Origin of the sequence: Macrococcus armenti (assembly GCF_020097135.1) — a bacterium.
Classification (GTDB): Bacteria; Bacillota; Bacilli; order Staphylococcales; family Staphylococcaceae; genus Macrococcoides; species Macrococcoides armenti.
The window spans coordinates 670,563-697,067 of record NZ_CP083608.1 but is presented as its reverse complement, the minus strand read 5'-3'; the positions used below and the strand labels follow the sequence as shown (position 1 = coordinate 697,067).

General features: G+C 36.4%; 27 protein-coding genes. 11 read left to right on the top strand and 16 right to left on the bottom strand.

Annotated elements, in window-relative coordinates:
* Positions 1–101 precede the first annotated feature (101 nt).
* The 3 genes from LAU42_RS03760 (at position 102) to LAU42_RS03750 (ending at position 1,431) form a co-directional block, all read left to right on the top strand.
* On the top strand, positions 102–578 hold the full coding sequence (locus LAU42_RS03760) for a sigma-70 family RNA polymerase sigma factor (RefSeq protein WP_224184355.1): 477 nt from the start codon (positions 102–104) through the stop codon (positions 576–578).
* Between the two features lie 65 nt (positions 579–643).
* A complete protein-coding gene (locus tag LAU42_RS03755) occupies positions 644–826 on the top strand; it encodes a YkvS family protein (protein ID WP_224184354.1) in 183 nt (60 codons plus the stop codon).
* Positions 827–828: 2 nt separating this feature from the next.
* Positions 829–1,431, top strand: coding sequence for a CPBP family glutamic-type intramembrane protease (locus LAU42_RS03750; RefSeq protein ID WP_224184353.1), 603 nt, complete (start codon positions 829–831; stop codon positions 1,429–1,431).
* Positions 1,432–1,446: 15 nt separating this feature from the next.
* Here LAU42_RS03750 and LAU42_RS03745 read toward each other — a convergent pair whose 3' ends face one another.
* Positions 1,447–2,301 (bottom strand): bifunctional UDP-sugar hydrolase/5'-nucleotidase, encoded by an 855-nt coding sequence (locus LAU42_RS03745; protein ID WP_224184352.1) that lies wholly within the window; start codon positions 2,299–2,301, stop codon positions 1,447–1,449.
* 38 nt (positions 2,302–2,339) lie between these two features.
* Between LAU42_RS03745 and LAU42_RS03740 the strand changes: the two genes are divergently transcribed.
* Positions 2,340–3,806, top strand: a complete 1,467-nt coding sequence (locus tag LAU42_RS03740) for an ATP-binding protein (protein ID WP_224184351.1) — start codon at positions 2,340–2,342, stop codon at positions 3,804–3,806.
* 197 nt (positions 3,807–4,003) lie between these two features.
* On the opposite strand, the gene LAU42_RS03735 is transcribed toward LAU42_RS03740, so the two are convergent.
* The 6 genes from LAU42_RS03735 to LAU42_RS03710 all read right to left on the bottom strand — a co-directional run bounded on the left by LAU42_RS03735 (position 4,004) and on the right by LAU42_RS03710 (position 10,990).
* Complete coding sequence (locus LAU42_RS03735) at positions 4,004–5,347, bottom strand: TrkH family potassium uptake protein (protein WP_224184350.1); 1,344 nt, start codon at positions 5,345–5,347, stop codon at positions 4,004–4,006.
* Positions 5,348–5,357: 10 nt separating this feature from the next.
* Entirely contained in the window at positions 5,358–6,848 is a 1,491-nt protein-coding gene (locus LAU42_RS03730; protein WP_224184349.1) for a S1C family serine protease, read from the bottom strand.
* Between the two features lie 65 nt (positions 6,849–6,913).
* Positions 6,914–7,687, bottom strand: coding sequence for a TerC family protein (locus tag LAU42_RS03725; RefSeq protein WP_224184348.1), 774 nt, complete (start codon positions 7,685–7,687; stop codon positions 6,914–6,916).
* A gap of 17 nt (positions 7,688–7,704) precedes the next feature.
* On the bottom strand, positions 7,705–9,267 hold the full coding sequence (locus LAU42_RS03720; RefSeq protein ID WP_224184347.1) for a peptide chain release factor 3: 1,563 nt from the start codon (positions 9,265–9,267) through the stop codon (positions 7,705–7,707).
* A gap of 11 nt (positions 9,268–9,278) precedes the next feature.
* The gene (locus tag LAU42_RS03715) at positions 9,279–9,518 is read right to left on the bottom strand and encodes a YueH family protein (RefSeq protein WP_224184346.1); all 240 of its coding nucleotides are present in this window, start codon (positions 9,516–9,518) and stop codon (positions 9,279–9,281) included.
* Between the two features lie 2 nt (positions 9,519–9,520).
* Entirely contained in the window at positions 9,521–10,990 is a 1,470-nt protein-coding gene (locus LAU42_RS03710) for a UDP-N-acetylmuramoyl-L-alanyl-D-glutamate--L-lysine ligase (protein ID WP_224184345.1), read from the bottom strand.
* Between the two features lie 211 nt (positions 10,991–11,201).
* Here LAU42_RS03710 and LAU42_RS03705 point away from each other — a divergent pair, with 211 nt between their 5' ends.
* The 3 genes from LAU42_RS03705 to ltaA all read left to right on the top strand — a co-directional run bounded on the left by LAU42_RS03705 (position 11,202) and on the right by ltaA (position 14,008).
* Positions 11,202–11,390 (top strand): ABC transporter permease, encoded by a 189-nt coding sequence (locus LAU42_RS03705; RefSeq protein WP_224184344.1) that lies wholly within the window; start codon positions 11,202–11,204, stop codon positions 11,388–11,390.
* 292 nt (positions 11,391–11,682) lie between these two features.
* A complete protein-coding gene (locus LAU42_RS03700; RefSeq protein ID WP_224184343.1) occupies positions 11,683–12,852 on the top strand; it encodes a diglucosyl diacylglycerol synthase in 1,170 nt (389 codons plus the stop codon).
* A complete protein-coding gene (gene ltaA, locus LAU42_RS03695; protein ID WP_224184342.1) occupies positions 12,830–14,008 on the top strand; it encodes a lipoteichoic acid biosynthesis MFS flippase LtaA in 1,179 nt (392 codons plus the stop codon). The genes LAU42_RS03700 and ltaA overlap by 23 nt, the downstream gene beginning before the upstream one ends.
* A gap of 30 nt (positions 14,009–14,038) precedes the next feature.
* Here the strand turns inward: ltaA and galU are convergent, their stop codons facing one another.
* Positions 14,039–14,911, bottom strand: coding sequence for a UTP--glucose-1-phosphate uridylyltransferase GalU (gene galU / locus LAU42_RS03690; RefSeq protein ID WP_224184341.1), 873 nt, complete (start codon positions 14,909–14,911; stop codon positions 14,039–14,041).
* A 78-nt stretch (positions 14,912–14,989) separates the two neighbouring features.
* Positions 14,990–16,090, bottom strand: coding sequence for an AI-2E family transporter (locus tag LAU42_RS03685; RefSeq protein WP_224184340.1), 1,101 nt, complete (start codon positions 16,088–16,090; stop codon positions 14,990–14,992).
* A gap of 125 nt (positions 16,091–16,215) precedes the next feature.
* Between LAU42_RS03685 and LAU42_RS03680 the strand changes: the two genes are divergently transcribed.
* Both LAU42_RS03680 and LAU42_RS03675 read left to right on the top strand, forming a co-directional pair.
* Entirely contained in the window at positions 16,216–16,893 is a 678-nt protein-coding gene (locus LAU42_RS03680; RefSeq protein ID WP_224184339.1) for an alpha/beta hydrolase, read from the top strand.
* 46 nt (positions 16,894–16,939) lie between these two features.
* Positions 16,940–17,449 (top strand): YjcG family protein, encoded by a 510-nt coding sequence (locus LAU42_RS03675; protein ID WP_224184338.1) that lies wholly within the window; start codon positions 16,940–16,942, stop codon positions 17,447–17,449.
* Between the two features lie 118 nt (positions 17,450–17,567).
* Here the strand turns inward: LAU42_RS03675 and fabI are convergent, their stop codons facing one another.
* The 7 genes from fabI to LAU42_RS03640 all read right to left on the bottom strand — a co-directional run bounded on the left by fabI (position 17,568) and on the right by LAU42_RS03640 (position 25,353).
* The gene (gene fabI / locus LAU42_RS03670) at positions 17,568–18,341 is read right to left on the bottom strand and encodes an enoyl-ACP reductase FabI (protein WP_224184337.1); all 774 of its coding nucleotides are present in this window, start codon (positions 18,339–18,341) and stop codon (positions 17,568–17,570) included.
* Positions 18,342–19,483: 1,142 nt separating this feature from the next.
* Positions 19,484–21,313, bottom strand: coding sequence for a monovalent cation:proton antiporter family protein (locus LAU42_RS03665; RefSeq protein WP_224184336.1), 1,830 nt, complete (start codon positions 21,311–21,313; stop codon positions 19,484–19,486).
* 9 nt (positions 21,314–21,322) lie between these two features.
* Positions 21,323–22,699: a magnesium transporter gene (gene mgtE / locus LAU42_RS03660; RefSeq protein WP_224184335.1), complete on the bottom strand. Its 1,377-nt coding sequence runs from the start codon at positions 22,697–22,699 to the stop codon at positions 21,323–21,325.
* Positions 22,678–23,565 carry an RluA family pseudouridine synthase gene (locus tag LAU42_RS03655; RefSeq protein ID WP_224184334.1) on the bottom strand — a complete coding sequence of 296 codons (888 nt, stop codon included), beginning with the start codon at positions 23,563–23,565 and terminating at the stop codon, positions 22,678–22,680. Before LAU42_RS03655 ends, mgtE begins: the two co-directional genes overlap by 22 nt.
* Entirely contained in the window at positions 23,562–24,359 is a 798-nt protein-coding gene (locus tag LAU42_RS03650; protein ID WP_224184333.1) for an NAD kinase, read from the bottom strand. Before LAU42_RS03650 ends, LAU42_RS03655 begins: the two co-directional genes overlap by 4 nt.
* 11 nt (positions 24,360–24,370) lie before the next feature.
* The gene (gene yjbM, locus LAU42_RS03645; protein WP_224184332.1) at positions 24,371–24,997 is read right to left on the bottom strand and encodes a GTP diphosphokinase; all 627 of its coding nucleotides are present in this window, start codon (positions 24,995–24,997) and stop codon (positions 24,371–24,373) included.
* A 14-nt stretch (positions 24,998–25,011) separates the two neighbouring features.
* Positions 25,012–25,353: a UPF0738 family protein gene (locus tag LAU42_RS03640; protein WP_224184331.1), complete on the bottom strand. Its 342-nt coding sequence runs from the start codon at positions 25,351–25,353 to the stop codon at positions 25,012–25,014.
* Positions 25,354–25,506: 153 nt separating this feature from the next.
* On the opposite strand from LAU42_RS03640, the gene LAU42_RS03635 reads away from it, so the two are divergent.
* Positions 25,507–26,088 carry a CYTH domain-containing protein gene (locus LAU42_RS03635; protein ID WP_224184330.1) on the top strand — a complete coding sequence of 194 codons (582 nt, stop codon included), beginning with the start codon at positions 25,507–25,509 and terminating at the stop codon, positions 26,086–26,088.
* Between the two features lie 45 nt (positions 26,089–26,133).
* Positions 26,134–26,502, top strand: a complete 369-nt coding sequence (locus LAU42_RS03630; RefSeq protein ID WP_224184329.1) for a globin domain-containing protein — start codon at positions 26,134–26,136, stop codon at positions 26,500–26,502.
* Positions 26,503–26,505: the final 3 nt, after the last annotated feature.

The following is a 26,505-nucleotide window of genomic DNA, read 5'->3' as shown; positions in this document are numbered from 1 at the left end:
AAAAATTTAAATTTATAAGATATTTTCAGTTATTTGTTAACTTTTGATTAATAAATAAATTGAATATGATAAAACCATCCGAAAATCATTACAATATCTAGATGTTGAGAAAAGGGTATGCAGTGAATTTTGAAGAAGTATTAAAGAACAACGAACGCGTTATTCATTATTTCATACACAAATATCGCCTCACATATATGCATGATGAAATGTATCAACTCGCTTTAATAAAATTATGGGAAATTTATAAAAATTACGACCCTGCATTAACAAATAATATGCAACAGTTTATTTTTACTAAACTTAACTTTTTCTTTATTGACGAAATTAGAAAGCTTAAAAGAAATTTAGATCGTTTTGCGCCGATGGAATGTATAACTTATGAAAGCTACACAGATGAAACATTAGTTGATTATACGCAGTTCTTTCAGATGCTTTGTGACCATGAATATGAGTGGCTTATGCTAACAATACAAGGCTATAAGCAAAAAGAAATAGCGCACATGATGAATAAAAGTGTATCAACGTTAAAAAATTATCGAAAGTCATGTCAGAAGAAACTTCAAAAATTGAAATAAAATGATATTCATCACTTCAATTTTCTAGTATAATGTTTATTAGTACTTTTTTGAGGAGGATGCATATGACTGTTGCTAAAGTTGGAGATATTATTGAATTTCATGAAGGTACACAAGGGATTGTTGAGAAAGTAAATGAAAACTCAGTAATCGTTGATTGTACATTTATGGAGAATTTTGAGAAGTTAGAAATTCCTGAGAAAACGGTAATTAATCATAAACGTTACAAGATTATACATGAGGCTTAATTGTGAAAAAACTCGATCGCTCACTCATCGCACTTCTAATAATATATAGTTTCATGCATGGTGTGCTTATTTTTTTACATGATGAAAAGCAAGTATTCTGGTATGTTTATACGGGATTATTGCTTTTCTCATCAATTGGATATATTTTCTATGAACGAAATATCGAATCGAAAAGACTCTTTCAGTCTATTGGTACTGGGCTAATTGCAGCATTCATTATCGTAGTCATATACACAGTTCTGCTGCAGCTCCATCAGACCATTACATTTAACGGACTGCTTCGTGAAATGATTAAGATGGGTGTATACTTTAAGTGGCAACTTATTATTACACTTATCGTCGCGATTCCCCTGCATGAACTATTTATGCGTGCATTATTACAGGATAAACTGATGCAGTATATACATCCAATTGCAGCATCAGTCATAACAAGTTTAATGTGTGCAGCATTATTTAGTTATGCGGTACCATTTAATGTCGTCATGATGATATTTATCGTTCAGCTGATTTTATCGGTAAGTTATGTATATACGAAACGATTAATCACACCTATTATCGGAGAAATTTGTGCGATTGTAATACTCATTATGATTTATGGACGTTAAAAGCACGAGTCGAATTTACGACTCGTGCTTTTTTCTGTATTCTTTCTCATCATAATATACTTTTTCAACTAAACCTGGATCATTCGGATATAAATCGATATTTACAGGTGCAACGATTTTCTTAACATATTCAAATGAATTCGTGCGTTCTTTAAATTCAAGCTCTACTTGCGTGAGCATTTCATTATGATCTGTATATATAATTTCACGCTCTGACGTTGTGAGTACTTCATCACTATTTGTAATAATCAAATCAATACCTTCTGTGCGCAATTGGCCATCTTTTGCAATATGATGTATGTCGCCATTATGAAGTCCGATTACGAAATCAGGGTTTTCCACATCATATAAATAACGAATCCACGTTCTCGCTGCACGAATAGGGTTTTCTACTTCAATATCTTCAATTATATGAGAGATATCACTCACTTCACTTATTGCAATTACTGCTACTTTAATCCCTTTAATTTTCTTAATAATGTATGGCTTATTATAATAAGGTTCCTTCGTTCTGGAATTGATAACATTCACAGATATAAATGGAAAATCACTTAAACTATGAGAACGATTAAAGTACATTCTGCCTAAACTAAAATCTGACACACTAATATTACTTGCATCATATTGCATTGCATTCATTATTGAAATTTGCGGGTTTCTTCTGAAAGATGTATGGTCTGCAAAGTATGCTGCTGCCTTACTGCCAGTCAATGTCTGGCCGTTATTGAGCAATAACAGATCGTTACTTGTGCGCTGCATTTTAATGAATGTTGCTGCTTTAATCAGCCCAGGATGATTTCTTTCACTAAACATCTTCCCGCATATATCGCTTGATATGATAATATGTATATTAATAATACCTTTCTTCATGAAATCCCTGCCTTTAAATAAATGAATATGGAGTGTTTATGAAAAATATACGAAAAAATATCCTTTATCATATTATACTATTTATTACGTTGAATGTATTCATAACTTATTCATTAGCTGAATTAGGAAAAGAACGATTACTGGACGAATACAGACATTCAATTAATATACATTCTAATCAAGTGGATGCATTTATTAATGAATCCATATCAATTACTGATAATTTAGCAACGGCATTTCAATATACATCGAATATACAAGATAGAATGTTTGAAATAAAAGAAAACGAACCACGTGTCATTAACCTTTATGTGTTAAACGATAACTGTAAAATCATTCATTCAACATCAGAAGTATTAATCGGTCAGACATTACAGTCTAAAACGTTCTTTTTTAATAAAAGTCAGATAAACCTGAATCATTCTTCAATTAGTGATGTTACAAAAAATGAATTTAACAAAAAGGTTTTCTATATATCAAAAACTGTAACAAAACAAGATGAACAATACATTATTACTATCGAAATAGATGTCAATACTATTGGTGCTGTTATAGATTCACTTCAAAAGGATACGACAGTAACAATAAGAGACTTTAAAGGTAATAAAATATTTGAATCTGTAAACCCTGTCCATTCTGGAATTGAAACTAGAGAAAAGTTTTATAAAGTGCCTTGGGAAATTATCCTTACATCAAACCGAAATATATATTATGATGCTTATCCTATGGCTCTCGTTTTTACAATTCTTTTGTCATTTGTTATTATTACATTACAATTATTATTTGTTAGTTATAAAAATAAACGTGCAAATGAAAAAGTACTTGAAGATATCAATACTCAGCGTAAAGAAATCATAGGTTTACTCGCTGCTAATACTGCACATGAAATTAAAAACCCTCTCACTACGATAAAAGGATTTGTAGAACTATTGGAATTACAATATGATAAGGAACATAAAAATCAGAAATTCAACATCGTTAAAAGCGAATTAGAGCGTATCAACTTAATCGTCAGTCAGTTTCTATTATTAGGAAAACCAACAAATGTTGAAGTTGAAACTATAGATGCCCGTGAAATCATTCGTGACATATTAAAATTCCTTGATTACGACCTTTCAATGCATAATATACGTATCGTAAAACAGTTTACAGATGAACAAACATTAATTAATGTATCTGTTGATCAGTTTAAACAAGTTTTAATCAATTTAATTCAAAATGCTAAAGATGCAATGGAGCATTCACAACCTGCAATACTTAAAATCGAAGTGTATAATAAAGACAAAAAAACGATTATTTCATTAAGTGATAATGGAATAGGTATGGATGAACAAACATTAAGTGAATTATTCAACCCATTTTATACGACAAAACTCCACGGAACAGGGCTTGGATTACCGGTTACTAAAAGTATTATCGATGCGCATCACGGTACAATTGAAGTTATCTCTGATCCAAGTATAGGTACAGAGTTCAGAATTACATTTGATAATGTAAAAGCATAAAGATGGCAGAAACATCTCGTTTCTGCCATCTTTTTTTGAAATATTGCTTGAGGCTAAACGCCTACTTGATAGCCTCTTGAAACGGCATCAAGTGGGAAGCCACCACGACAAAATTCAAAAAGGAACCAGAAACAAAAACCGTTTCTTTGGTTCCTTTTGAGATTTTGCTTGAGGCTAAACGCCCACTTGATAGCCTCTTATCCTATCATAATTCTTTCTTTCGGGTATCTGAATTTGTCCGGTTCCGCTTTTCCTCCGAGCATGATTATAAACGAAATGAGTCCGACACGTCCGATAAACATCAATATCATAATAACAATCTTACTTAAACTCGTTAAGTCTCCTGTAATTCCGAGCGAGAGGCCACACGTACCGAATGCACTCATCACTTCAAAGAAGATTGCCAGTAAATCATACTTACCATCTTCAAATGACAATATAAGCAGTAATCCACTGAAACATATAATCGTCGCAAGTACCATTACCGCAAATGCTCGATTAATATCAATAGGATCAATTTCTTTATTGAATACTTTAATAGAATTGCGACCGTTACTATAATTTATTAAAAACAGTATCAGTATGGCAAACGTCGTCGTTCTGATTCCTCCACCGACGGAACTTGGGCTTGAACCAATAAACATCAGGCCTGACATGAAGAACTGCGTTGCATCACTCAACACATTTAAGTCTATCGTCGTAAGCCCTGCACTTCTCGTCGTGGAAGACTGAAACATCGCATAAAAGATTGCTTTATGCCATGATATATCTTTAAATGCATGATTAATTTCAAATACATAAATAACGATTGTCCCGACTACTGATAATATTAAATATGTTGAAATTGTCAGTTTAGCAAATAAACTGAATCTAAAGTTCGGTAATTTATTCGTGATATAACTTTTAACTTCTATAAGTACCGGAAATCCGATCGCACCTAATATAATAAGGAACATCGTAATCGTCTGCACGAAGTAGTCATCTGCATATGAGATTAAACTATCTCCAGTAATATCAAGTCCACCATTCGTTGTAGCAGAAACCGCTGCAAATAGTCCGTTAAACAGTGCGAGTTTCACATCTCCCATATCTTTATAGAAATAAAATGCAAGCAGGAGTGCCCCGATAATTTCAATCGTCAGCATCGTTTTAATAATTTCAATAATTAACGTAACGACGCCACTCATTTTATACTGGTTATGGTCAACCATTATGAGTTGTCGTTCACGCATGCCTATCTTTTTTCCGAGCACGACCCAGAGTAACGTACCCATCGCCATTACTCCGATGCCACCTAAATTTAAGATGAACAATATGATAACGTGCCCAAATGTAGAATATGAATCAGCAATAGAAACTGGTGATAGCCCTGTCACACTTATACCCGACACTGCAACAAACAGTGAATCAATATATGAAATTGTAACACCTTCTTTATGTACATACGGTATACGCAGTAATAAAAAGGCGATGAATATTGCGACAAGATAATACAACACAATACCTTGCTGCGGTGTGAGTCGAGCAAACAGTTTATTCATATAACGCTCCTTACTTTAATGTGAGTTTTACAGATTTCATAGCACCTTTTGACTCAACTTTAATCGTAATTGTATCCCCTATGTTCTTATCTTTGAACAATACTTTTCTAAATTGTACTTTGTCCGTAATTTTTATATCATCAATTTGCGTAATGACGTCCCCTTCAGCAATACCAGCATTTGCTGCAATTGATTCTGCATCAACTTTCATAACTTGTACGCCATCTTTCAAATTGCCATTATAACCGGATTGCGATAAATCTTCAACACTAATACCGAGTTTCGGACGTTTAATTTCTCCGTCTCGTTCTAAAATTTTAATATCTTTCTTAACATCATTTGAAGGAATTGAAAATGCGATGCCTTCTACGCCATTCATTGTAATTTTAAGTGAATTTAATCCGATAAATTCACCTTTATTATTAAATAATGCACCACCAGAATTACCAGGATTAATTGCAGCATCTGTCTGAATCACTTCCATTGACCAGTCATACTGATTATCTCCATCAATGTCTACCGGAACTGTTCTGTTTAATCCGGAAACAATACCACTTGTTGCACTACCTGCAAATATTTTACCGAGTGGGCTTCCAAATGCAAGTACAGGTTCACCTGCTTCTAGTTTATTACTGTCACCAAACTTGACTGACTTTTTTAAATTTCCTTTTGGAATTTTAATTATTGCAGTGTCAGTCCATATGTCTTTTCCTACAAGTGTTGCCTTTTCTTTTAATTTATTTTGTGTTACTTCAATTTCAGGTGCTTTACTGACAACATGATAGTTTGTAATAATATATGCATATTTGTCATCGAGTTTATAAATGACACCACTACCGATACCGGTTTCTTCCGGCGCTTTTTCTGAAGCTTCTGCATCGATTGGTTCGTTTGAAGCTTTCTGTAAGTTCGTGACTGTTACTACGGTTGCTTTATTTTGTTTAATAATTTCAGACGGGCTAAGTTCAGTCACAACTTGTTGTTTTTCTTTAAACATACTTGGTAATAACAATGCTGCAAGCAATATCCCGACTAATATACCTGACATATGTGGAATGAGCCATTTAATCGTTCGTTCTGAACGTTCATCTTCAATGTCGTGAGGCGTGAATGCATTCATTTCCGAACGTTCTTCTATTGTTTCTTGCGGAATTTCTATTTCTTGTACCGGTGCTACATCACTTTTTATTTCCTGTTCATGATCTGATTCATGTATTGTTTCATCTATATGTTCTTCTGATTCTGTCTCTTGTGGTATGTCTTGTGAATTATCATGTGGAAAATCTTGATGTACATGCGTTTCTTCATTCTCATGAACATCTGAATCTACTATGTATCGTTCTGTTTCAAGTAAGTCATCTCGACTCTCTTCAGGTTTAATGATATGTTTCGTTGCATCTTTCTTATGTAAATATGGAAATATATGACGCTTCTCCTGTTCGTCATAAAATAGACGTTTCGGTCGTTTATAATTTTTTCTCTTTATCGTAATTTTCTTCATCGCTGCCTCCACAAAAAAACTTAATGTATCTATTATAATATAGATACATTAAGTTGAGTATTGCTTTATGCTTTTTTCTTTCCACTGAACCATCCGATTGCAAGTATGCCGAGTAATACTGACCAGAAAATTACTTGCCATAATGTACTATGCGGAAATTCATGAGGTAATATGCCTACTTTTTCGTGTGCCAGCACCATCACAACTAGTTTAACACCGACCCATCCGACGATGGCAAACGCTGCTGCTTCAAGTGACGGATTGTCATGTAATAATTTTACGAACCATGTCGCTGCAAATCGCATAATAATGACACCGAGCATTCCACCTGTGAACATGACTAAAAACTGTCCTAAGTTCATACCACCAAATTCAGGACCTACTTTCGGTAACGTAAGTGCAATTGCGATAGCTGCAAGCATTGAGTCAATCGCGAATGCGATATCCGCGAACTCTACTTTCGCAACAGTCATCCAGAACCCACTACCTTTACTTTGCTTTTCACCGTGGTTTTCGAGTTCCGCTTCTTCAGCTTCACTTGTAGCGTCCCCTGTTTTATAATATTCTATTAAATTCTTAATCGACATATATAACAAATACGCTGCACCGAGCGCTTGAATTTGCCAGTATTTCGCAAGAAAACTAATCGCGAATAACGCAGCAAATCGGAATATAAATGCACCGACAAGGCCATAGAATAAGGCTTTCTTACGTTTTTCCTCAGGTAAATGTTTTACCATAACAGCCATAACAATCGCATTATCTGCTGCGAGTAATCCTTCTAATACTACGAGTACGAGTACGACCCATAAGTACGTAATAATAATTGACGGATCCATATTTATAACTCCATTTCCTACAGTAAACTGTACAGTTTAATTTCCGGGAATTTATCTAAAAACCAGCGTGTTGCAAATTCATTCTCAAATAAGAATACTTTGTTTTCAAATCTATCTTCAACAAGTATTGAACGACTTGAATTCATTGCATCACGAATATCTTCTTCGTTTTCTATCCAGCGTGCAATCTTTCTACCAACTGGTTCCATGATAACGTCTACATTGTATTCGTTATTCATACGATGTTCAAACACTTCAAACTGAAGCTGACCTACTGCGCCTAAAATAAGCTGGTTCGTATGCAATGTACGATATAGCTGGATTGCGCCTTCCTGTACGAGCTGCTCAATCCCTTTATGGAAATGTTTTTGCTTCATGACGTTTTTCGGTGACACTTTCATAAAGATTTCTGGTGTGAACTGTGGCAATTTCTCAAACTGGAACTTCTGGTTACCACCGACAAGCGTATCACCTATCTGGAAGTTACCTGAATCATATAGTCCGATAATGTCACCACTCACTGCATGGTTTACCGTTTGCGTATCATCTGCCATAAATGACGTTGAACGGGAAATTTTCATCTTCTTATCCGTACGTGTCATCTTAATGTCCATACCACGTTCAAAGGCGCCACTTACGATACGCATAAACGCGATTCTATCTCTATGCTGCGGGTTCATATTCGCCTGAATCTTAAATATAAATCCACTGAAACTTTCATCAAATGGTGATACTTCTTCACCTGACTCCGTTTTACGTCCTGATGGCATCGGTGCATGGTCCACATATGCATTCAGGAAGTTCTGTACACCGAAGTTTGCAAGTGCTGATCCGAAGAACACAGGTGTTAAATCACCAGTCATCAGTTTTTCTTTATCAAATGTTTCGCCTGCTTCATCAACGAGCATTAATTCTTCAATCGCCTGTTCATATGCGCTATCTGACGTGATGGCATGACTTTCCTTTAGCTCATAATCTTCATCTAGATGCAGCACGTTCTCTTCATCTCTAAACGGCTCGATTGTTTTTGTCTTACGGTCGATAATACCGAAGAACGATTGTCCCATACCGATCGGCCAGTTCATCGGATACGTTTCAATTTCAAGTGTTTTCTCGATTTCTTCAAGCAGTTCAAACGGTTCCTTACCGACACGGTCAAGTTTGTTAATAAATGTAAAAATCGGAATGCCACGCATCTTACAAACTTTAAATAACTTTAACGTTTGCGGCTCGATCCCTTTCGCACAGTCGATAACCATTACAGCACTATCTACTGCCATTAACGTACGATAAGTATCTTCTGAGAAATCTTCGTGCCCTGGTGTATCTAATATATTGATTTTAAAGTTATCGTAGTCAAACTGCATAACCGAACTTGTTACAGAAATCCCACGTTGTTTTTCTACTTCCATCCAGTCACTCGTTGCAAACTTCCCTGATTTCTTACCCTTTACCGTTCCGGCTTCACGAATAGCTCCACCGAATAATAGTAATTTCTCCGTTAAAGTTGTTTTACCGGCATCCGGGTGAGAGATGATGGCAAACGTCTTTCTTATTTCTACTTCTTCTCTTAATGTCATAAATTCGCTCCTTAAGTTTCGCTCGTCCATTGCACTATGCGTTGTGCAAGTTCAGATGCATCTTTTTCGTCTAATAAGTTAAATAAATGTAAATATAAATGTTCTTCTAAAGCTTCGCCGTATAAATCATAATCAAACTGAATCGAAAAGAAAATATCCGGAATACTTACTAAAAACGTTTCTTCTTTTTTGTTTTCGTGTATATATACTTTACATTGTAAGTTTTCTCCTATACTATTTCTAATTTTCATCGTTAATCTCTCCCGTATTTATCATATGCCGCGTCGAGACCAATCAAGTCATCACGATGCGGTACTTTCACATAATCTTTCATTATTTGGTAAGGTTCCCGACCTTTTGAAGCTAGCACTACCATATCTCCAGGTTCACTCATCGCAATTGCGTGACGTATCCCTTCTGCTCGGTCAAGAAATGATACATAGTTCGTATGTGTCGCACCACTTTCAAGTGCATCCGTAAGTTTACGAGGGTCGTCATTTGCCGGATTATCCGGTGTAAAGATAACATAATCCGCTCGACATGCGATTGCACCCATTTCAGGCGTTTTCGTTAAATCGCGCTCACCTGTCATACCGACTAAGAAAATCATTTTACCACGCTTAAATGGTTCAAGCGCATCAATAAGTTTATTCATACCGTCTGGTGTATGCGCATAATCTATTACTAAATCAATCGGTAATGTGCGGTCTAACACTTCAAGACGTCCTTCAACAGGTGGTAAGCTCTGTGCAGCCCGTTTTAAATCCTGTAATGTATGCCCTTGTGTCCAGAGTGCTGTCAGTGCTGCAAGCATGTTATATACATTAAAGCGTCCGATATATGGACATTCAATAACAACACTTTCTTCAGGCGTGACCATCGTAAACTGAATACCGTGAATTGACTCTTTAATATTAACTGCTTTAACGTCAGTATCGTTGTCAATGCCGTACGTAATAACTTCACGCGGTGATGCGATCATCAGTTCACGTGCGTAGCTATCATCTCCGTTTACGACAGCATACTTCTGTCTCGTGTAATCATTGCCAAGCTGTGCAAAGAGCAATGCTTTATGAAAACCATAACGCTCCATCGTTTCATGGAAATCAAGATGGTCCTGTGTTAAGTTCGTGAAGATTGCAACGTCTATATCAACGCCATCTGTACGTCCAAGTGCTAAACCGTGACTTGACATCTCCATTGACATCGCCTGTGCTCCACTTTGTACTGCACTTTGAATATGATTGTTCAGCGTCACTGTTTCAGGCGTTGAATTTGATCCTTTTGCAACATCTTCATTATATTGAAATCCGTTCGTGCCGAGGTATGCTGAATTGATTTTCAGTGCACGGTGCAGATGATGAATCATTGTTGCAACACTCGTCTTGCCGTTTGTGCCCGTTACACCATATGTCGTAAGCTTTTGCGACGGGAAATCCATAACATGCTGCGTGAAAATTCGTGCTGCCTGCAATGTATCACGAACGACGACCTGTCCAACGTCGATACCTTCAACGTAATGATCCGTCACAATCATGCGACAACCTTGTGCAATTACATTCGGAATGAATTGATGACTGTCTACAGTATAACCGTGACTCGCTACGAATACGCTATTAGCATCAGCGTTTCTTGAATCAACGACGACCTTGTTTATATGTTCAGGAAATGTTCCGTATAATTTTTTGGCTTTAATTTTAGAAAGTAATTCAGATGTTTTCATAAGAAGCCTCCTTTAGTCAATTCTTAATTATACACCTTTTTAATAAGTTTATGTATCTTTGACAATCGTTTTATACAATAAATTAGTTATAATAGAATGAAAGAGCGTACACACGGAACGCTAAAAAACTACACTCTACCCCGATACGTCGATATGAAATCGTACTCGGCTATATAATAGGTTTCAACCCGTTTGCAATCATGCATTTGAAGTGGAAGGTAGTATATTCTTATTCATCATGATGAATCTTGTACTTGCAATGACGGCACTCGTTATCGGTCTCTTTATTTCTACGTTTGCCACAAACGAGTTTCAGATGATACAATTTATACCTATCATTATCGTGCCGCAACTATTGTTCATCGGGATTATTCCACTCGATACGATGCATCCTGTATGACGTATTATAAGCATGATCATGCCACTGAAATATAGTGCTGATAATTTAACGCGAATAATGTTTAAAGGGCAGAGCATTGAATATTTATATATCAAAATATTCGTGCTTTTAATGTTTTTAGTAGTGTTTACATTGTTAAACATTGTATTATTAAAATAGCATCGCAATATTTAATTTAATAAATATTTATTTTTTATAAATATTGTAATTTTTTTGTATTTTTAATGACAAGTTGTATTATTTTATGAATAATAATAGTATGACTTTAACTTTTAGAATCGGAGTGTGCGCAATGTCAAACAATAAGAAGATTCTGATCATCACAGGTTCATATGGAAATGGTCATATTTCTGTTACGAATTCAATTGTAAATCAATTAAATCGTATGCATTTACCGAACTTAACTGTGATTGAACATGATTTATATCAGGAGGCACATCCTATTATTAATAGCATTGCCAAAAAATATTATATTAACAGTTATAAATACTTCAGAAAATCCTATCGCTATTTTTATTATGCGAATCAGGATAATCCAGAAAAGTGTTTCTATAGATACTATGGGCTGAACAGACTCATTAATCTGATCATGAAAGAAAAACCAGATTTAATACTGTTAACGTTCCCAACCCCTGCAATGTCGATTATTAAGAAAGATCTCGGTGTGGATATCCCTGTAGCGACTGTGATCACTGATTATACGATGCATAAAAACTGGTACACACCAAACAGCAACCGCTATTTCGTAGCAACTGAACATACGAAATCACAACTTATCCAGTACGGTGTAGATCCATCAATCATTGATGTTACAGGTATACCGATTCATGAACGCTTCAACGAAGAAGTTGAGCGTAATGCATGGTTAACAAATAATGGATTACAACCGAATAAGAAGACATTATTAATGGTTGCCGGTGCATTTGGTGTTGTTGGTGGTTTCAATGAGATGCTTGCAACATTAACGGAAGAAAGTGACCACCAATATGTCGTTGTTTGCGGTAATAACACACAACTTATTGATACGCTAAAAGCAGCATATAAAGATAACCCAAATGTGTTAATTATCGGCTTTACGAAAGAGATGGCTAGGTGGATGGCAAGCTGTGATTTAATGTTAACGAAGCCTGGTGGTATTACAATTTCAGAGAGTTTATGTAAAAGCATACCACTCGTTTTCTTTAATCCAGCGCCGGGTCAGGAAGGTGAAAATGCAATATATTTCACTGAGAAAGGTTTTTCCCGTATTACGAATTCTTATGAAGAAACGACTGCAACAGTTCTGGAATTACTGAGCGATGAGCACCAGCTTAAACAATATAAAGAAAATATGCAAAAGCATTATTTACCGGAATCATCAAAATATATATGTATGTCTTTAATGCAGTTACTGGAATCTACTAATTCTCAGTCAATTGCTACTTCGAAAGCAGGATTATATGCCCGACTCTTCGCAAAGTAAGTTTAAAGGCAAAAACTTCTGGTTAATGATCGTTATATTGTTTCTGATGGAATTCGCACGTGGAATGTATATATTAAGCTTTCTGCCGATATTACCGACTGTCGGTAATATTACGGTTGGGATTATATCCGCGTGTATTACGCTACACTTCGTAAGTGATGCTTTAACAAACTTCGGCATCGGATTTTTATTAAAGCGATACGGTACGAAAAAAGTTTTAAATGCGGGATTTTTTATCGCGCTTATGGGGCTTACATTAATCGTATTTGACCGTAGTCCGGTTACGTTATTTCTAGGGGCCATCCTGCTTGGAATCGCAGTTAGTCCGATATGGGTTATCATGCTTTCAAGTGTTGAGGAAAGTAAACGCAGTAAACATATGGGTTATGTTTATTTCGCCTGGCTTGTTGGGATGATGAGTGGAATGATTGGTATGAACTTAATTATAAAAGTACATCCAACAAAGTTTATTTATTTAATGCCGTTATTTGTACTTTTTGCATGGATATTATACTTATTTGTACAAGTTGAAGTTTCGTTTATTGAGAAGAAATCATTGAAGACGCAGTATCAGCATATTAAACACGTTATGAGCAGACATTTAGTACTTTTTCCTGGAATTATGTTTCAGGGCATTGCAATCGGTATGCTCGTACCGATATTACCGTCTTATGCAGTCAACAGTTTAAATGTAACAACGCTTGAATATACATACATACTTATTGCAGGTGGTGTCGGTTGTACAATATCAATGTTATTTATTTCTAAGTTTATGGATGATGTTTCTAATATTTATTCCCATATCGTCATTCTCGCTGGATTTTTTATTTTCGGCGTGAGTATTATGCTGATGACACAAGTCGTAAATTATACATTTGTTTTATGTGCGGCAGTTGTAATCGGTTTATTCTACGGCTTATTACTCCCAGGTTGGAATGCCTTTATGGCAAGTCAGGTGGACGATGCACTGAAAGAAGAATCGTGGGGTGTATTCAATAGTCTACAAGGTATCGGCACGATGCTCGGACCGATTATCGGTGGTATTATAACAGAACTATTCCGAAATACAGACTATACGTTATACACTTCGGCGATCGTATTTATCAGTCTCTCATTATTTTATATGTTGTATTTCTTTAAATCTAAAAACGCATGAGGATCGTCCTCATGCGTTTATTTATTAATTTTATTTATATGTTTTAATCAAATCTTCTAAAAATGGTATTAAGTCATCTTTCATATTTGAGCGCATTGCATATTCCATCGTCGTTTTGACAAACCCGATTTTGTCACCTACATCGTAACGATTTCCGATAAAGTCATATGCGTATACTTCATCCGTTTCATTGACACGTGCAATTGCATCTGTTAACTGAATTTCGCCACCTGCGCCAATATTCTGTTCCTCTAAATATGTAAAGATATCCGGTGTTAAGATGTACCTACCCATAATGGCAAGTCTTGAATCGGTCGTTCCGAGCTTAGGTTTTTCAATTAAATGATTAATTTCATATAATCGACCGTGCTGAGACTTCGATTCAATAATGCCGTATCGTTCTGTATCTTCATATGAAACAGTTTTAGCACCAATGACTGATTTACCTGTAGATTCATATTGCTCCATCAGCTGTTTAATTGCAGGCGTTTCAGACTCAACAATATCATCCCCTAACAGCACCGCAAATGGCTCATCACCGATAAACTGTTTCGCTGTCCATATTGCATGCCCCAGCCCTTGAGGAGATTTCTGTCTCACATAAAAAATATTTGCTAAATGCGTTGAATGCTGTACTTTCTGAAGTAAATCATCTTTACCTTTACTCTTTAAATGATGTTCCAGTTCCATCTGTGCATCAAAATGATCTTCAATCGCACGTTTATGTTTCCCTGTAACGATAATAATATCTTCAATCCCTGCTGCTACCGCTTCTTCTACAATATACTGAATCGTCGGTTTATCTAATATAGGCAGCATTTCCTTTGGCATCGCCTTTGTCGCCGGAAGAAATCTTGAACCAATGCCCGCTGCCGGTATTACTGCTTTTCTGACCTTTTTCATCGGTTAACTCCTTTATTTCGTTTCATTTATTTTAACATATTTCACTTATATAAAAAAGCGTACAAGTAACTTGTACGCTTAATGTTCACGCTTCTCTGTTACTACTTTATTCGCTTCACTCGTAATGTCCTGACGGTGCATATAAACGTTTCTTACTATCGTCTTAATTACAGCATATGTCGGTACTGCTACTAATATTGCAAAGAATCCTCCTAAATTACCCGCTGCAAGAATAACAGTAATAATTGTTAACGGATGCATGTTTAACGTTTTCCCCATAATGTTAGGTGTAATTACGTTACCTTCTAACTGCTGTGCGATAAACATAATGATAATAACATAAATCGCCATCATCGGATCCTGAATTAATGCAATAATAATTGCAGGTATAACAGCCATATAAGGACCTAAGAAAGGAATTAAGTTAGTCACCATTCCCCATAATGCAAGAATGACAGCATAATCTAAACCGATTATTAAGTAACCAATTAATAATAAAATCCCCAAAATAATACTTACCGTCACTTGCCCCTGAATATATGAACGTAACGTTTTGTCGATATCTTTAAATAAATTAACGACAAAAACTTTACGCATACCCGAAAAAGGTGCTGCAACAAACGGGACAAATCTATCGTGATCCTTCAGCATATAAATTAAGAAAAACGGCACTAAAATAAGCAAAAATACTGTTGAAATGAACTGCGTTATAAATGAGAACGCATTTGCAACAATTTTCCCGGAATAAGCATTTACTTTTTCAATCGCCTTATTAATATTATCTTTCATATCATCCGGTAATTTATCACGCTGATCAAGTGCAATACTTACGTAATTTTCAAATTCATGCTGAATAGTAGGATAATTATCGATAAAGTTATTCGTCTGCTTCGAAACTATCGGACCGACAAACGAGATGAGTATGCCGATTAATAAACAGAATGACAGCATAATAACCGTTACACTTTGCCATCGTTTTAAATTACGTTTCTCCTCGAGCTTATCCTGAAAAGGAATGACGATATAATACAGAAAACCACCGAGTAATAATGGAAGAATAATTGATTTGACGATAATAATTATCGGATAAAAAATATGATTGATCTCAAGAAAATATTTAATGATTAAAAACGTCAGTAATAATCCAACGCCAAATCTGAACCATACTTTATTAGTCATAGTTACCTCCTTAAATAATGTATATCTCATTATACCCTAGTTTAAATCGAATTATCATCGTCCATCGATGAATTTAAAATAATTTACATTAATTATGCTATATTAATATTAAAGGAGAGAGAATCATGAACATAGGACTCGTAAACCCAGTCATAATGAAGAGTAAAGCTTTGCAAAGAGATGTAAAACTCGGCATATATTTACCAGCAGAAATTGCGCAACCAAAATTAATCATCGCATTTGATGGGCAGGATTTATCACAAATTGCGCAATTGCATAAATCATATAATGCACTTGATTTAAATGAACATATCATTGTCTTTGTACATTACCCGAACGTTACGATAAGAGCAGAAGAATACCATCCAGAAGGAAAGAAACGCCTTGCAATGATGCAATTTATTCATGAAGATTTGCTGCAATATTTAACGGATGAATTTAATATTAATCGTGACGAGATACTTTTAATCGGTGATAGTTTAGCAGCAAGTATCGCACTTATGCTGACGATTGAATATGACATATTTAAACAAGCGGCACTATTTAGCCCTATGATCACAGACACATTAATCGATTCCGCAGTTAAGACGGACGCAGATTACTATATCGTAGTCGGAGATGAAGAGTATGAATTCACATTAAAAGATGGAAGTGAAGCAGATTTCCTAACACCTATACAAGATTTACACGATGCTTTAAATAGACATGGCCGCGCGCATTATTATAAGGAACTGCAAGGAAATCATAATTGGAAGACGTGGAAACCAGAAATCAAAAATGTGTTAAATTATTACTTTTTGTAAATTATCTGATATAATTGAATTATCAAACTATTTAGAGGTGATCAACATGAAACTCGGAATTGTATTATATCCATCTAAACAATATCAGGATTATATTAATAATTATAGAAAGCGCTATGATGCACACTATGCAGTCATTGCACCACATATTACGTTAAAAGATGCATTTGAAGTGCCGGATGATGAAGTGAAACACGTTACCGAAAAACTTCAATCGGTAGCAGATAATAGCACACCAGTAGAAGTAAATGTTGAGAAAGTCTCAAGCTTCAGCCCAACAAAAAACGTCATTTATTTGAAAGTTACACCGAATGAAGGTTTAACACAGTTATTTGAAGCATTTAACAGCGGAGATTTCTACGGTAAAAACGTACATCCATTCGTACCACACTTTACGATTGGACAAGGATTATCATCTCAGGAATTTGAAGATATTATGAGACAACTTCAGATGAAAGATGAAAAACACAATGAAGTCATTGATAAAATCAGCCTTTGTTATCAGTTAGAAAACGAAACATGGAACGTTCTTGAAACATTCAAATTAGGAAAATAAACAAAAACCCGAGCGACATAATTTCATGTCGCTCGGATTTTTTATTGTTGTAATAAGGATAGCTGTCACGCTCAAGAGTTCGCGCGTGACAGGAATATAAATTACTCAAGATATTTGTTTATCCAACGATGTGATATCCACTATCGACGTGAATATTCTCACCTGTTACACCACTTGATAAATCACTTAATAAATAAAGCGCAGTTTTACCTACTTCAATAACATCAACATTTCTTTTTAATGGTGCTTCTGCTTCGATACGTTTTAAGATTGTGTTAAAGTCACCGATTCCTTTAGCACTTAATGTTCTAATCGGACCTGGTGATACTGCATTCACACGAATACCGTCCTGACCTAAGTCGAGTGCTAAATATTTTACATTTGCTTCTAAACTAGCCTTTGCAACACCCATAACGTTATAATTCGGAATCGCAAACTCTCCTCCAAGATAAGTTGTTGTTACGATTGATCCACCTTCAGACATTAATTTACTTGCCTCTCTAGCAACGATTGTTAGTGAGTATGAACTAATATCATGTGCAAGCAGGAACCCATCACGACTCGTATCGATAAATCGACCTCGTAAATCTTCCATATTCGCAAAAGCGATCGAATGGAATACGCCATCAATGTGCCCTACTTTATCTTTAATTGTTTCGAATGCTCGAACAACATCCTCATCCTGCTGTACATCACATTGAATCATTAATGCATTCTGATTATTTTTTAAGTTAGGTAGCAATCTTTCAAGTTCTTTCATACTACGTTCTTTACGATATGTGAAGATGAGTTTTGCTCCAACTTCATCTAAAACTTGTGCAACACCATAACCAATACTGCGTTTATTGGCAACACCCATAATTACATACACTTTATCCTGAAAATTTAACATATAAGTCTCCTTTATAAAAGTAAGTTCTAGTACCTACTACTAAATATATCAGAAGTTACGTTGAATTTCAGTAAAAATATTGTGTTTTACTATCGAATTCTTATATTGAAACGGTGATTTTTTATATGAATGGCAAAGGTGCTGCCATCTACCAACTTTTTTTATTTTGCGGGTGTCACTTTTTGGGACACTCAGCTACATTTTCATATGCGAGTGTCACTTTTTGGGACACTCGACTCTCTTTTTATATGCGGGTGTCTCTTTTTGGGACACTCAGCTACATTTTCATATGCGAGTGTCACTTTTTGGGACACTCGGCTCTCTTTTCATATGCGGGTATCACTTTTTGGGACACTCGGCTATATTTTCATATGCGGGTGTCTCTTTTTGGGACACTCGGCTACATTTTCATATGCGGGTGTCACTTTTTGGGACACTCAGCTCCATTTTCATATGCGGGTGTCTCTTTTTGGGACACTCAGCTCCATTTTCATATGCGGGTGTCACTTTTTGGGACACTCGACTCTCTTTTCATATGCGGGTGTCTCTTTTTGGGACACTCGGCTACATTTTTCATATGCGGGTGTCTCTTTTTGGGACATTCGGCTCTCTTTTCATATGCGGGTGTCTCTTTTTGGGACACTCGGCTCCATTTTCATATGTGGGTGTCTCTTTTTGGGACACTCGGCTCCATTTTCATATGCGGGTGTCTCTTTTTGGGACACTCAGCTCCATTTTCATATGCGAGTGTCACTTTTTGGGACACTCGGCTACATTTTCATATGCGGGTGTCACTTTTTGGGACACTCAGATCCATTTTCATATGCGGGTGTCACTTTTTGGGACACTCGGCTCTCTTTTCATATGCGGGTGTCACTTTTTGGGACACTCGGCTCCATTTTCATATGCGGGTGTCACTTTTTGGGACACTCAGCTCCATTTTCATATGCGAGTGTCACTTTTTGGGACACTCGGCTACATTTTCATATGCGGGTGTCACTTTTTGAGACACTCAGCTCCATTTTCATATGCGGGTGTCACTTTTTGGGACACTCGGCTACATTTTCATATAGGACACGCATCACATTTATCCCAATCACCTCATAAAAATACTCCATGAAGTTTCCTCCATGGAGTATTAATTAAAATAATTCCAGCTCTCGCTTTATTTCGTCTACATATTGTCTTGAGCCTGTCACAATTAGACGGTCTTTAAAGTGTAATTCTGTCTCACCGTGCGGTACGATTGAATCTTTTCCACGTAATATACGAACGAAAATAATATCACCTCTAAACGGAAATTCACGTAAGCGCATTTCGTGATAGCGAGTATTCAGCATCTCGATTTCGTATAGTGATGTTTCTACGTTTGATAATAAGTTCAGCATGTTCGGTGATTCGATCAGACCTTTTAGTAATGTCTTCGTACTCTGGAACTCACTGAAGATCTCAATATCTTTATCGACTAATGGCTCGTCTTCTTTCTTCGATTCAACGCGGCAGATAACACGTTGCACGCCTTGTTCTTTCGCCATTAGTGCGACACTTCTGTTAATCGATTCATCATTTGCAGAACATACAACGATATCAAAATCAAATAATCCAATTTCATCCAATGTTTCAAATGAATAATCATCAAGCTCTATAACATTAATATCACTTATTTTACGCGCATCGTTATTTTTGCGGTATATTAACGTCGGTACGTACAAGTCTGATTTAAAGCTTTGGGCAACTGGTATTGATAACTGGTTATTACCGATAAATGCAATATTTATTACTTTTTCTTCTACAGCTGCAACCGGGAAGAGTTTCTTGAAGAATATCGGTACGATAACACAAGTTATGACAGCTGCTAATATTAACGTTCCTGACGTTGCCGCATCTATTGTCCCAAGTCGTTCAGCGATTTTCGCACTTGCAATAACAAGAGATAATGTTGCCGTTAATAAAAACGATGATGCAAGTACGGTCTGTCTGTCATACCATTTCAGCAATACAGCAAGAGGTATTGCTTTCGTTAAATAAAACACGACAAATAGTACAGGTATTAATAATAATTTTGATGGATCCTTGAATAATGATGGGATATCCAGGTCAACCCCAACCATAATAAAGAAGATCGGAATAAAGAATCCGTATCCGAATGAATCGAGTTTATCGACCATATCTTTATCTGGTCCAAGTAAACTTACGACGCACCCTGCTAAAAACGCCCCTAGAATATTCTCCGCGCCTACACTTTCAGCAAGTGCTACAAGGAGTAGAATAAGTGCAAATACTGCACGAATTCCGATCTGCGTCGTTCCTTTCATCAACTTATGCAGAAATTCTAGCTTTTTTAAACGGTTCCCCATTACATAAAATAGCGCAGTGAACACGACGAGAATTCCGATTAACCATATTGGCGAGTCCCCTTCTGCGTGTAGTGTTCCGTATAATGTTAATAATAATATTGTTGCAAGATCTGCGATAACTGCAACGAGTAATATAATTTGACCAATACTCGTCTGCATTATATTCATTTCTTTTAATGTCGGTACAACAACACCTAGTGAAATCGTTGAAATAATGATGACCATTAACAATACATCATCGATTAATCCAAACCATTTAAAGATATACGCACTTAATACACTTAATGCGAGAATACCAGCGAATATACTCATCGTTAATACGAGCGGATTCGGTTCTTTTCCTTTTTTTGCGCCTGGCTTTGATTTGAATGCTTTAAAATCAATTTCAAGACCACTTAAAAACATTAAGAATATAAATCCAAGCGTCGATAAAATGTTCAGCATTTCAGTACGCTCTACCCAATGGAAAAGTGATTTACCGACGATAATTCCCATTAATATTTCTGCAACAACAACCGGAAGGAAATTGATGCGCAGTCGATTCAGTAATATTGGAGTTAAAAATGCACATACTACTACGACGACGAGTGATACTAATTGACCATGATTTTCCATAACACCCTCCTAAATTAAATAGTTCATAAATGTTGTTGCCAGTCCAAAGTATATCAACATACTGATAATATCATTAATCGTTGAAATAAACGGACCACTTGCCACCGCGGGGTCAATCTTCATGCGATGCATTAGTAATGGTACAACTGCACCAGACAATGTTGCAACCGTCATCGCTATCGTTAAACTGAACGAAACGATTAATGCGAGTAGCGGTGTGTGATAAATTAATACTATTATAATAAACAATAATACCGCACAACACAATCCAGAAAGTAATCCTGAACCCATCTCACGCAGTGCAAGCTTTAGTTTACTTTGCTCGTCAATTTCACCGGTAGAAATTCCGCGAACTGCAACCGCTAAACTTTGTGTGCCGGAATTACCGGCCATCCCTCCGATAATCGGAATAAATGCAGCAAGCAGTGCAACTTGCTCTAACGTTTCTTCAAAATTTCCGAGAATCGTTGCTGTAATCATACCGAGGACAGTCAGAATCATGAGCCACGGTAGTCGTTTACGTGCCGTTGTAAACACTGTATCTTTCGTTGAGTCGATATCACTTACCCCGGCTAATCGTGAGTAGTCCTCACTTGCTTCTTCATCGATAACGTCTAAAATATCATCGATCGTAATAATACCGAGGAGATGATTTTGATAATCTACTACCGGTACTGCTAAAAAGTCATAGTCACGCATAATCATCGCAACGTCTTCCTGGTCATCAGCTACATTCACGCTAATGACACGTTCATTCATAATTTCTTCAATGTATGCATCGTTTTCAGCCACGATCAACTCTCTTAATGATAATACGCCGGATAATCGTTTTCTTTCATCCTGTACGAAAATGACGTAAATTGTTTCCGCTTCAGGTGCCTGTGCTTTAACTTGAATGAGTGCTTCACGGACTGACATCGTCTCAGTAATTGAGATGAATTCAGTCGTCATTAAACTTCCGGCTGTATCTTCTTCGTAATGTAGTAATGCTTTTATTTCTTCGGAAGCTTCCTTGTCCATTAATAAAAGGAGACTTGCGACTTTCGTCTTCGGCAGAATTTTAAGCATATCTACCGCGTTATCAAATGACATTTCTGATAACATATCGCTTGCATATAGCGTGTCCATTTCTTCGAATATATGATCGTATTCCTCATCCTCTAATTCAGTCGTCTCAAGAAATTCTGCGACTTCTCTAGGAGATAATAATTCATACATATGCGATCTTAATTCATCTGTCGCTTCACTGAAATATTCACCTTGATCATACGTGTGTAATTCAAGGAATTCTTCACGAAACGCATCAATTTCATTATTTAATAATAATGAATCAAGCAATGCTTTATCATACATTACTTCTTCATTTAAGAAATCGTGTTCTGCCATATGTCCTCCTCCTCATTTTGTATAGATTTGAAGTCTTCTGGTAAATCATCCTCAATCGTTATATTTTCTCCTGTTATCGGATGTTTAAACCTTACACTTATTGCATGTAATGCCTGTCGTGCGATTACCTGCTGTCCGCCATATAACGTATCTCCGATTAACGGATGACCTGCACTTGAAAAGTGGACACGAATTTGATGTGTTCTTCCTGTATGCAGCTTCGCACGTACGTAACTGATGTTTGTTGATGCATAATATGTCATTAATTTGTATTCTGTTCGTGCATGCTGTCCATATACATGCACAATACGTGTAATAATTGAATCATCTGCCCTATTAATTGGACATACGTAGTTGCCTGCATCGTTTACATGGCCTTCAGCAAGTAATGCATAATGCTTCTCAATTTTGTTTGTCAGTAAATGGTGTGTTAACTGATGTTTACTGAATACGATTAAGCCACTCGTATCCCGGTCAAGCCTACTCACTGGATGTAACACACTTTTGTCACCTAACTTTTCCAGTACACCATAAACTGCTTCAATCAAACTGTTATGCGGATGCAGTCGTGAAGGAATCGTGTTCATAAATGGAGGTTTACTTACAACGATAACGTCATCATCATTGTATAATACTTTTACTGGGATATGATTTGAAATAAGCGACTTACTTCTCGTTTCTTGTGGTAACTGTACTGTTAACGTATCACCTCTGTGCAGCACGTAGCGCACTGTTACATGATTCCCATTAACAAGTAAAGCACCATTTTGTTTAATGGCGCTTATACTCTTTCTACTATAATTTAATGATTGTAAGTACGCTTTAACTGTAATATTATCGTTCACTGCATAATTGATCGTTCTCATTCACTTGCAATAAACGAGTCATGGACGCGTTTCCAGAACGGAAATGGTCTGAACCTTGCAAATCTGACTTTTTCATCTGCAACACGATACTGAATAGATGTTACACCTTTATGATCAGCAGTGATATGATCAAAGGTAAGCTGCAACGTTACCGGACTCGCCGGGCTTACTTGACAGTTATGATGTTTCGGTAAGACGAGCGGTGATCCAACTGTACGGAATACTCTATTATTAATCGATGCAATTTCTGTAACTTGAATCGCATCTAATGATGGATGAATCAGTGCACCGCCGAGCGCTTTATTATATGCGGTCGATCCACTCGGCGTTGACACGCATAAGCCATCGCCTCTGAAGCGTTCAAACAGTTCACCTCGTAAGCTGATATCAGCTACCAGCGTCGCACCGTTATGCGTTTTAACCGTTGCTTCATTTAATGCTAGATATCTGCTTGCTTTTCCTTCTTCATAGCGGACGACAACTTCAACGAGCGGATACTCTATCACTTGAAATGTATCATTATTAATCGCAATGATTAGTTTCTCAACTTCATGAGGCAACCAGTCAGCATAAAAGCCGAGATGCCCTGTATGAATCCCTACAAAACTCGTTTCATTTAAACGATGACTATACGTATGAAACGCCTGAAGTAATGTACCGTCCCCACCGACAGAAATTACGATTTCAGGTGCTACTGTATCTTCCTGCATATTAAAGTCATTCATATAACCGACCATCTTCTGTTTCAATGCGTTACTTTTGGAATCGCCTTTCGTTAATATTGCATACTTCATCGTTTCACCTCTTATCGCTTTTCACTGCGTTGTTCTGTGTAATATTTCTGTGCTTCCTGAATTTCTTCACGAATTTCACTCATCTCTTCATCAAGGAGAAATGCTGCTTCTGCTGCACGTTCAAGGCGTGCTCTAATTTCAGGTGGATAATCGCCGCTATATTTATAACGTAACGTATGTTCAATCGTTGCCCAGAAGTTCATCGCAAGTGTTCTAATCTGAATCTCTGCAAGTATAAATTTCTGACCATTTAATGTCTCAATCGGATACTTTATAATGACGTGGTAAGAACGATAACCACTTTCTTTCGTATCCTTTATGTAATCTCTTTCTTCTATTACTTCAAAGTCTTTTCTGCCCTTTAACATATTTACGACGACATCTATATCATCAACAAACTGACACATAAGACGCAGTCCAGCAATATCATACATCTCTTCACTTAATCGATCAAATGCAATACCGCGTGTATTTGCTTTTTCGATAATACTTGGAATTGGTTTAACACGTCCTGTTACAAATTCAATAGGGGATGATTTACCTTCGCTCATAAACTGTTTACGAATCCCCTTCAGCTTCACTTTAAGCTCATCTATCGCCTGATGATATGGCGATAAAAACAAATCCCATTGATTCATAAAATCACTCCGTCCTACAATTCAAATACACTTTCAACGCTTTCCGTAAAATCTTTACCGTAATTATAGTTGCCTTCTATATTCTCAAGTAAAAACTGTAACTCTTCAGTAAAGTTATCAAGTTTTACTTTGCCATATAAATACCATTCTTTATCTTTGTATTCCTTTAACATCGGCCATGTTTCCTGTACGAATCTTAGATGATGAAATTCACCATCATCTAATAAATAAACGAACTGGAAATGATCACTATCAACGACCATCGTACCGGTTGCCTGTACGTCCATTTCCTGTTCTTCTGTATAGATATTTACGCGTTCATTTTCAAGTTTAATTTCGTTTACATGTAAATTCATTATCTCCACTCCTTAACAACAATATTTTACCATAAAATAAAGAATTACTTTAACGTATTGATATTTTCTATATTAAATATGTTAATTTCTTTACTTAAAATGAGACATTTCGCATAATGAGTTTAAGTGGATATACTCAGAGGGGGAAATTCAGTGAACTTAGAAATAGAATTTAAAAACATGCTTACATACGAGCAGTATGCCGCATTAAAAAAAGAATATTTTAATGATGATATGCCATTTACACAGACGAACTTCTATATGGATACAGATGATTTCAGCTTAAAACGTAACCGAGTTGCACTTCGTGTTCGTGATACCGGCATCAAGAAAGAAATGACGCTGAAAGTTCCGCAAACAGTTGGCAATATGGAATATAATGTACCACTGGTTGACTTTGACTTTACGCAGGAAACGTATGCAATTTCTGAGCTGCCAGAACCCATTCAGCAGCAACTCGTCCAACTGAATATTCATGCGCCTGTAAAAGTATTCGGTGCGCTATCTACAGACCGACTTGAAACACGATATGCATCAGGACTGCTTGTTCTAGATAAAAGTCACTATCTTGATACAGAAGACTATGAACTTGAATATGAAGTTGATGATTACGATAAAGGAAAAGTAATATTTGATGACTTATTAAAAGCACACAAAATTAAGCCTACAGATACTTTGACGAAAGTCGGTCGTTTCTACCGTCATTTAACTTACTTACAAGCAAAAAACTTTTAATATTAACGATTCATGATATATTAAGTAAAAAAGGGAGTCATTCATTTGGAAACACCTTACACACAAATCGGTCAGGAAACTTTATATAAAATGATTGATATTTTTTATCAGTATGTGGAACAGGATAAACGCATTAATCACCTCTTTCCAGGTGACTTTGCAGAAACAAGCCGTAAACAAAAACAGTTTCTGACGCAGTTTCTCGGTGGCCCTAGTCTATATACAGATGAACACGGTCATCCGATGTTACGCGCGCGTCATATGCCGTTTACAATCGGCCCGAATGAAAAGGATGCCTGGCTAGAGAACATGTATAAAGCAGCACATGAAGTACATATGGATAGTGATGTCAGAGACTATTTACTTACGAGACTGACATTAACAGCGGAGCATATGGTGAACGCTGAATATTAATTG

Excerpts from the sequence above, each read along its gene's own strand:
- LAU42_RS03640 (WP_224184331.1), bottom strand. The coding sequence starts at position 25,353 with ATGAATTTACATGTAAACGAAATTAAACTTGAAAATGAACGCGTAAAT.
- LAU42_RS03730 (WP_224184349.1), bottom strand. The coding sequence starts at position 6,848 with ATGAAGAAAATTACGATAAAGAGAAAAAATTATAAACGACCGAAACGT.
- LAU42_RS03740 (WP_224184351.1), top strand. The coding sequence starts at position 2,340 with ATGAAAAATATACGAAAAAATATCCTTTATCATATTATACTATTTATT.
- LAU42_RS03710 (WP_224184345.1), bottom strand. The coding sequence starts at position 10,990 with ATGAAAACATCTGAATTACTTTCTAAAATTAAAGCCAAAAAATTATAC.
- LAU42_RS03755 (WP_224184354.1), top strand. The coding sequence starts at position 644 with ATGACTGTTGCTAAAGTTGGAGATATTATTGAATTTCATGAAGGTACA.
- LAU42_RS03725 (WP_224184348.1), bottom strand. The coding sequence starts at position 7,687 with ATGGATCCGTCAATTATTATTACGTACTTATGGGTCGTACTCGTACTC.
- LAU42_RS03675 (WP_224184338.1), top strand. The coding sequence starts at position 16,940 with ATGAAACTCGGAATTGTATTATATCCATCTAAACAATATCAGGATTAT.
- LAU42_RS03735 (WP_224184350.1), bottom strand. The coding sequence starts at position 5,347 with ATGAATAAACTGTTTGCTCGACTCACACCGCAGCAAGGTATTGTGTTG.
- ltaA (WP_224184342.1), top strand. The coding sequence starts at position 12,830 with ATGCCCGACTCTTCGCAAAGTAAGTTTAAAGGCAAAAACTTCTGGTTA.
- LAU42_RS03700 (WP_224184343.1), top strand. The coding sequence starts at position 11,683 with ATGTCAAACAATAAGAAGATTCTGATCATCACAGGTTCATATGGAAAT.
- LAU42_RS03745 (WP_224184352.1), bottom strand. The coding sequence starts at position 2,301 with ATGAAGAAAGGTATTATTAATATACATATTATCATATCAAGCGATATA.
- galU (WP_224184341.1), bottom strand. The coding sequence starts at position 14,911 with ATGAAAAAGGTCAGAAAAGCAGTAATACCGGCAGCGGGCATTGGTTCA.
- LAU42_RS03685 (WP_224184340.1), bottom strand. The coding sequence starts at position 16,090 with ATGACTAATAAAGTATGGTTCAGATTTGGCGTTGGATTATTACTGACG.
- LAU42_RS03655 (WP_224184334.1), bottom strand. The coding sequence starts at position 23,565 with ATGAGAACGATCAATTATGCAGTGAACGATAATATTACAGTTAAAGCG.
- LAU42_RS03665 (WP_224184336.1), bottom strand. The coding sequence starts at position 21,313 with ATGGAAAATCATGGTCAATTAGTATCACTCGTCGTCGTAGTAGTATGT.
- mgtE (WP_224184335.1), bottom strand. The coding sequence starts at position 22,699 with ATGGCAGAACACGATTTCTTAAATGAAGAAGTAATGTATGATAAAGCA.
- LAU42_RS03720 (WP_224184347.1), bottom strand. The coding sequence starts at position 9,267 with ATGACATTAAGAGAAGAAGTAGAAATAAGAAAGACGTTTGCCATCATC.
- LAU42_RS03760 (WP_224184355.1), top strand. The coding sequence starts at position 102 with ATGTTGAGAAAAGGGTATGCAGTGAATTTTGAAGAAGTATTAAAGAAC.
- yjbM (WP_224184332.1), bottom strand. The coding sequence starts at position 24,997 with ATGAATCAATGGGATTTGTTTTTATCGCCATATCATCAGGCGATAGAT.
- LAU42_RS03650 (WP_224184333.1), bottom strand. The coding sequence starts at position 24,359 with ATGAAGTATGCAATATTAACGAAAGGCGATTCCAAAAGTAACGCATTG.
- LAU42_RS03715 (WP_224184346.1), bottom strand. The coding sequence starts at position 9,518 with ATGAAAATTAGAAATAGTATAGGAGAAAACTTACAATGTAAAGTATAT.
- fabI (WP_224184337.1), bottom strand. The coding sequence starts at position 18,341 with ATGTTAAATTTTCAGGATAAAGTGTATGTAATTATGGGTGTTGCCAAT.
- LAU42_RS03680 (WP_224184339.1), top strand. The coding sequence starts at position 16,216 with ATGAACATAGGACTCGTAAACCCAGTCATAATGAAGAGTAAAGCTTTG.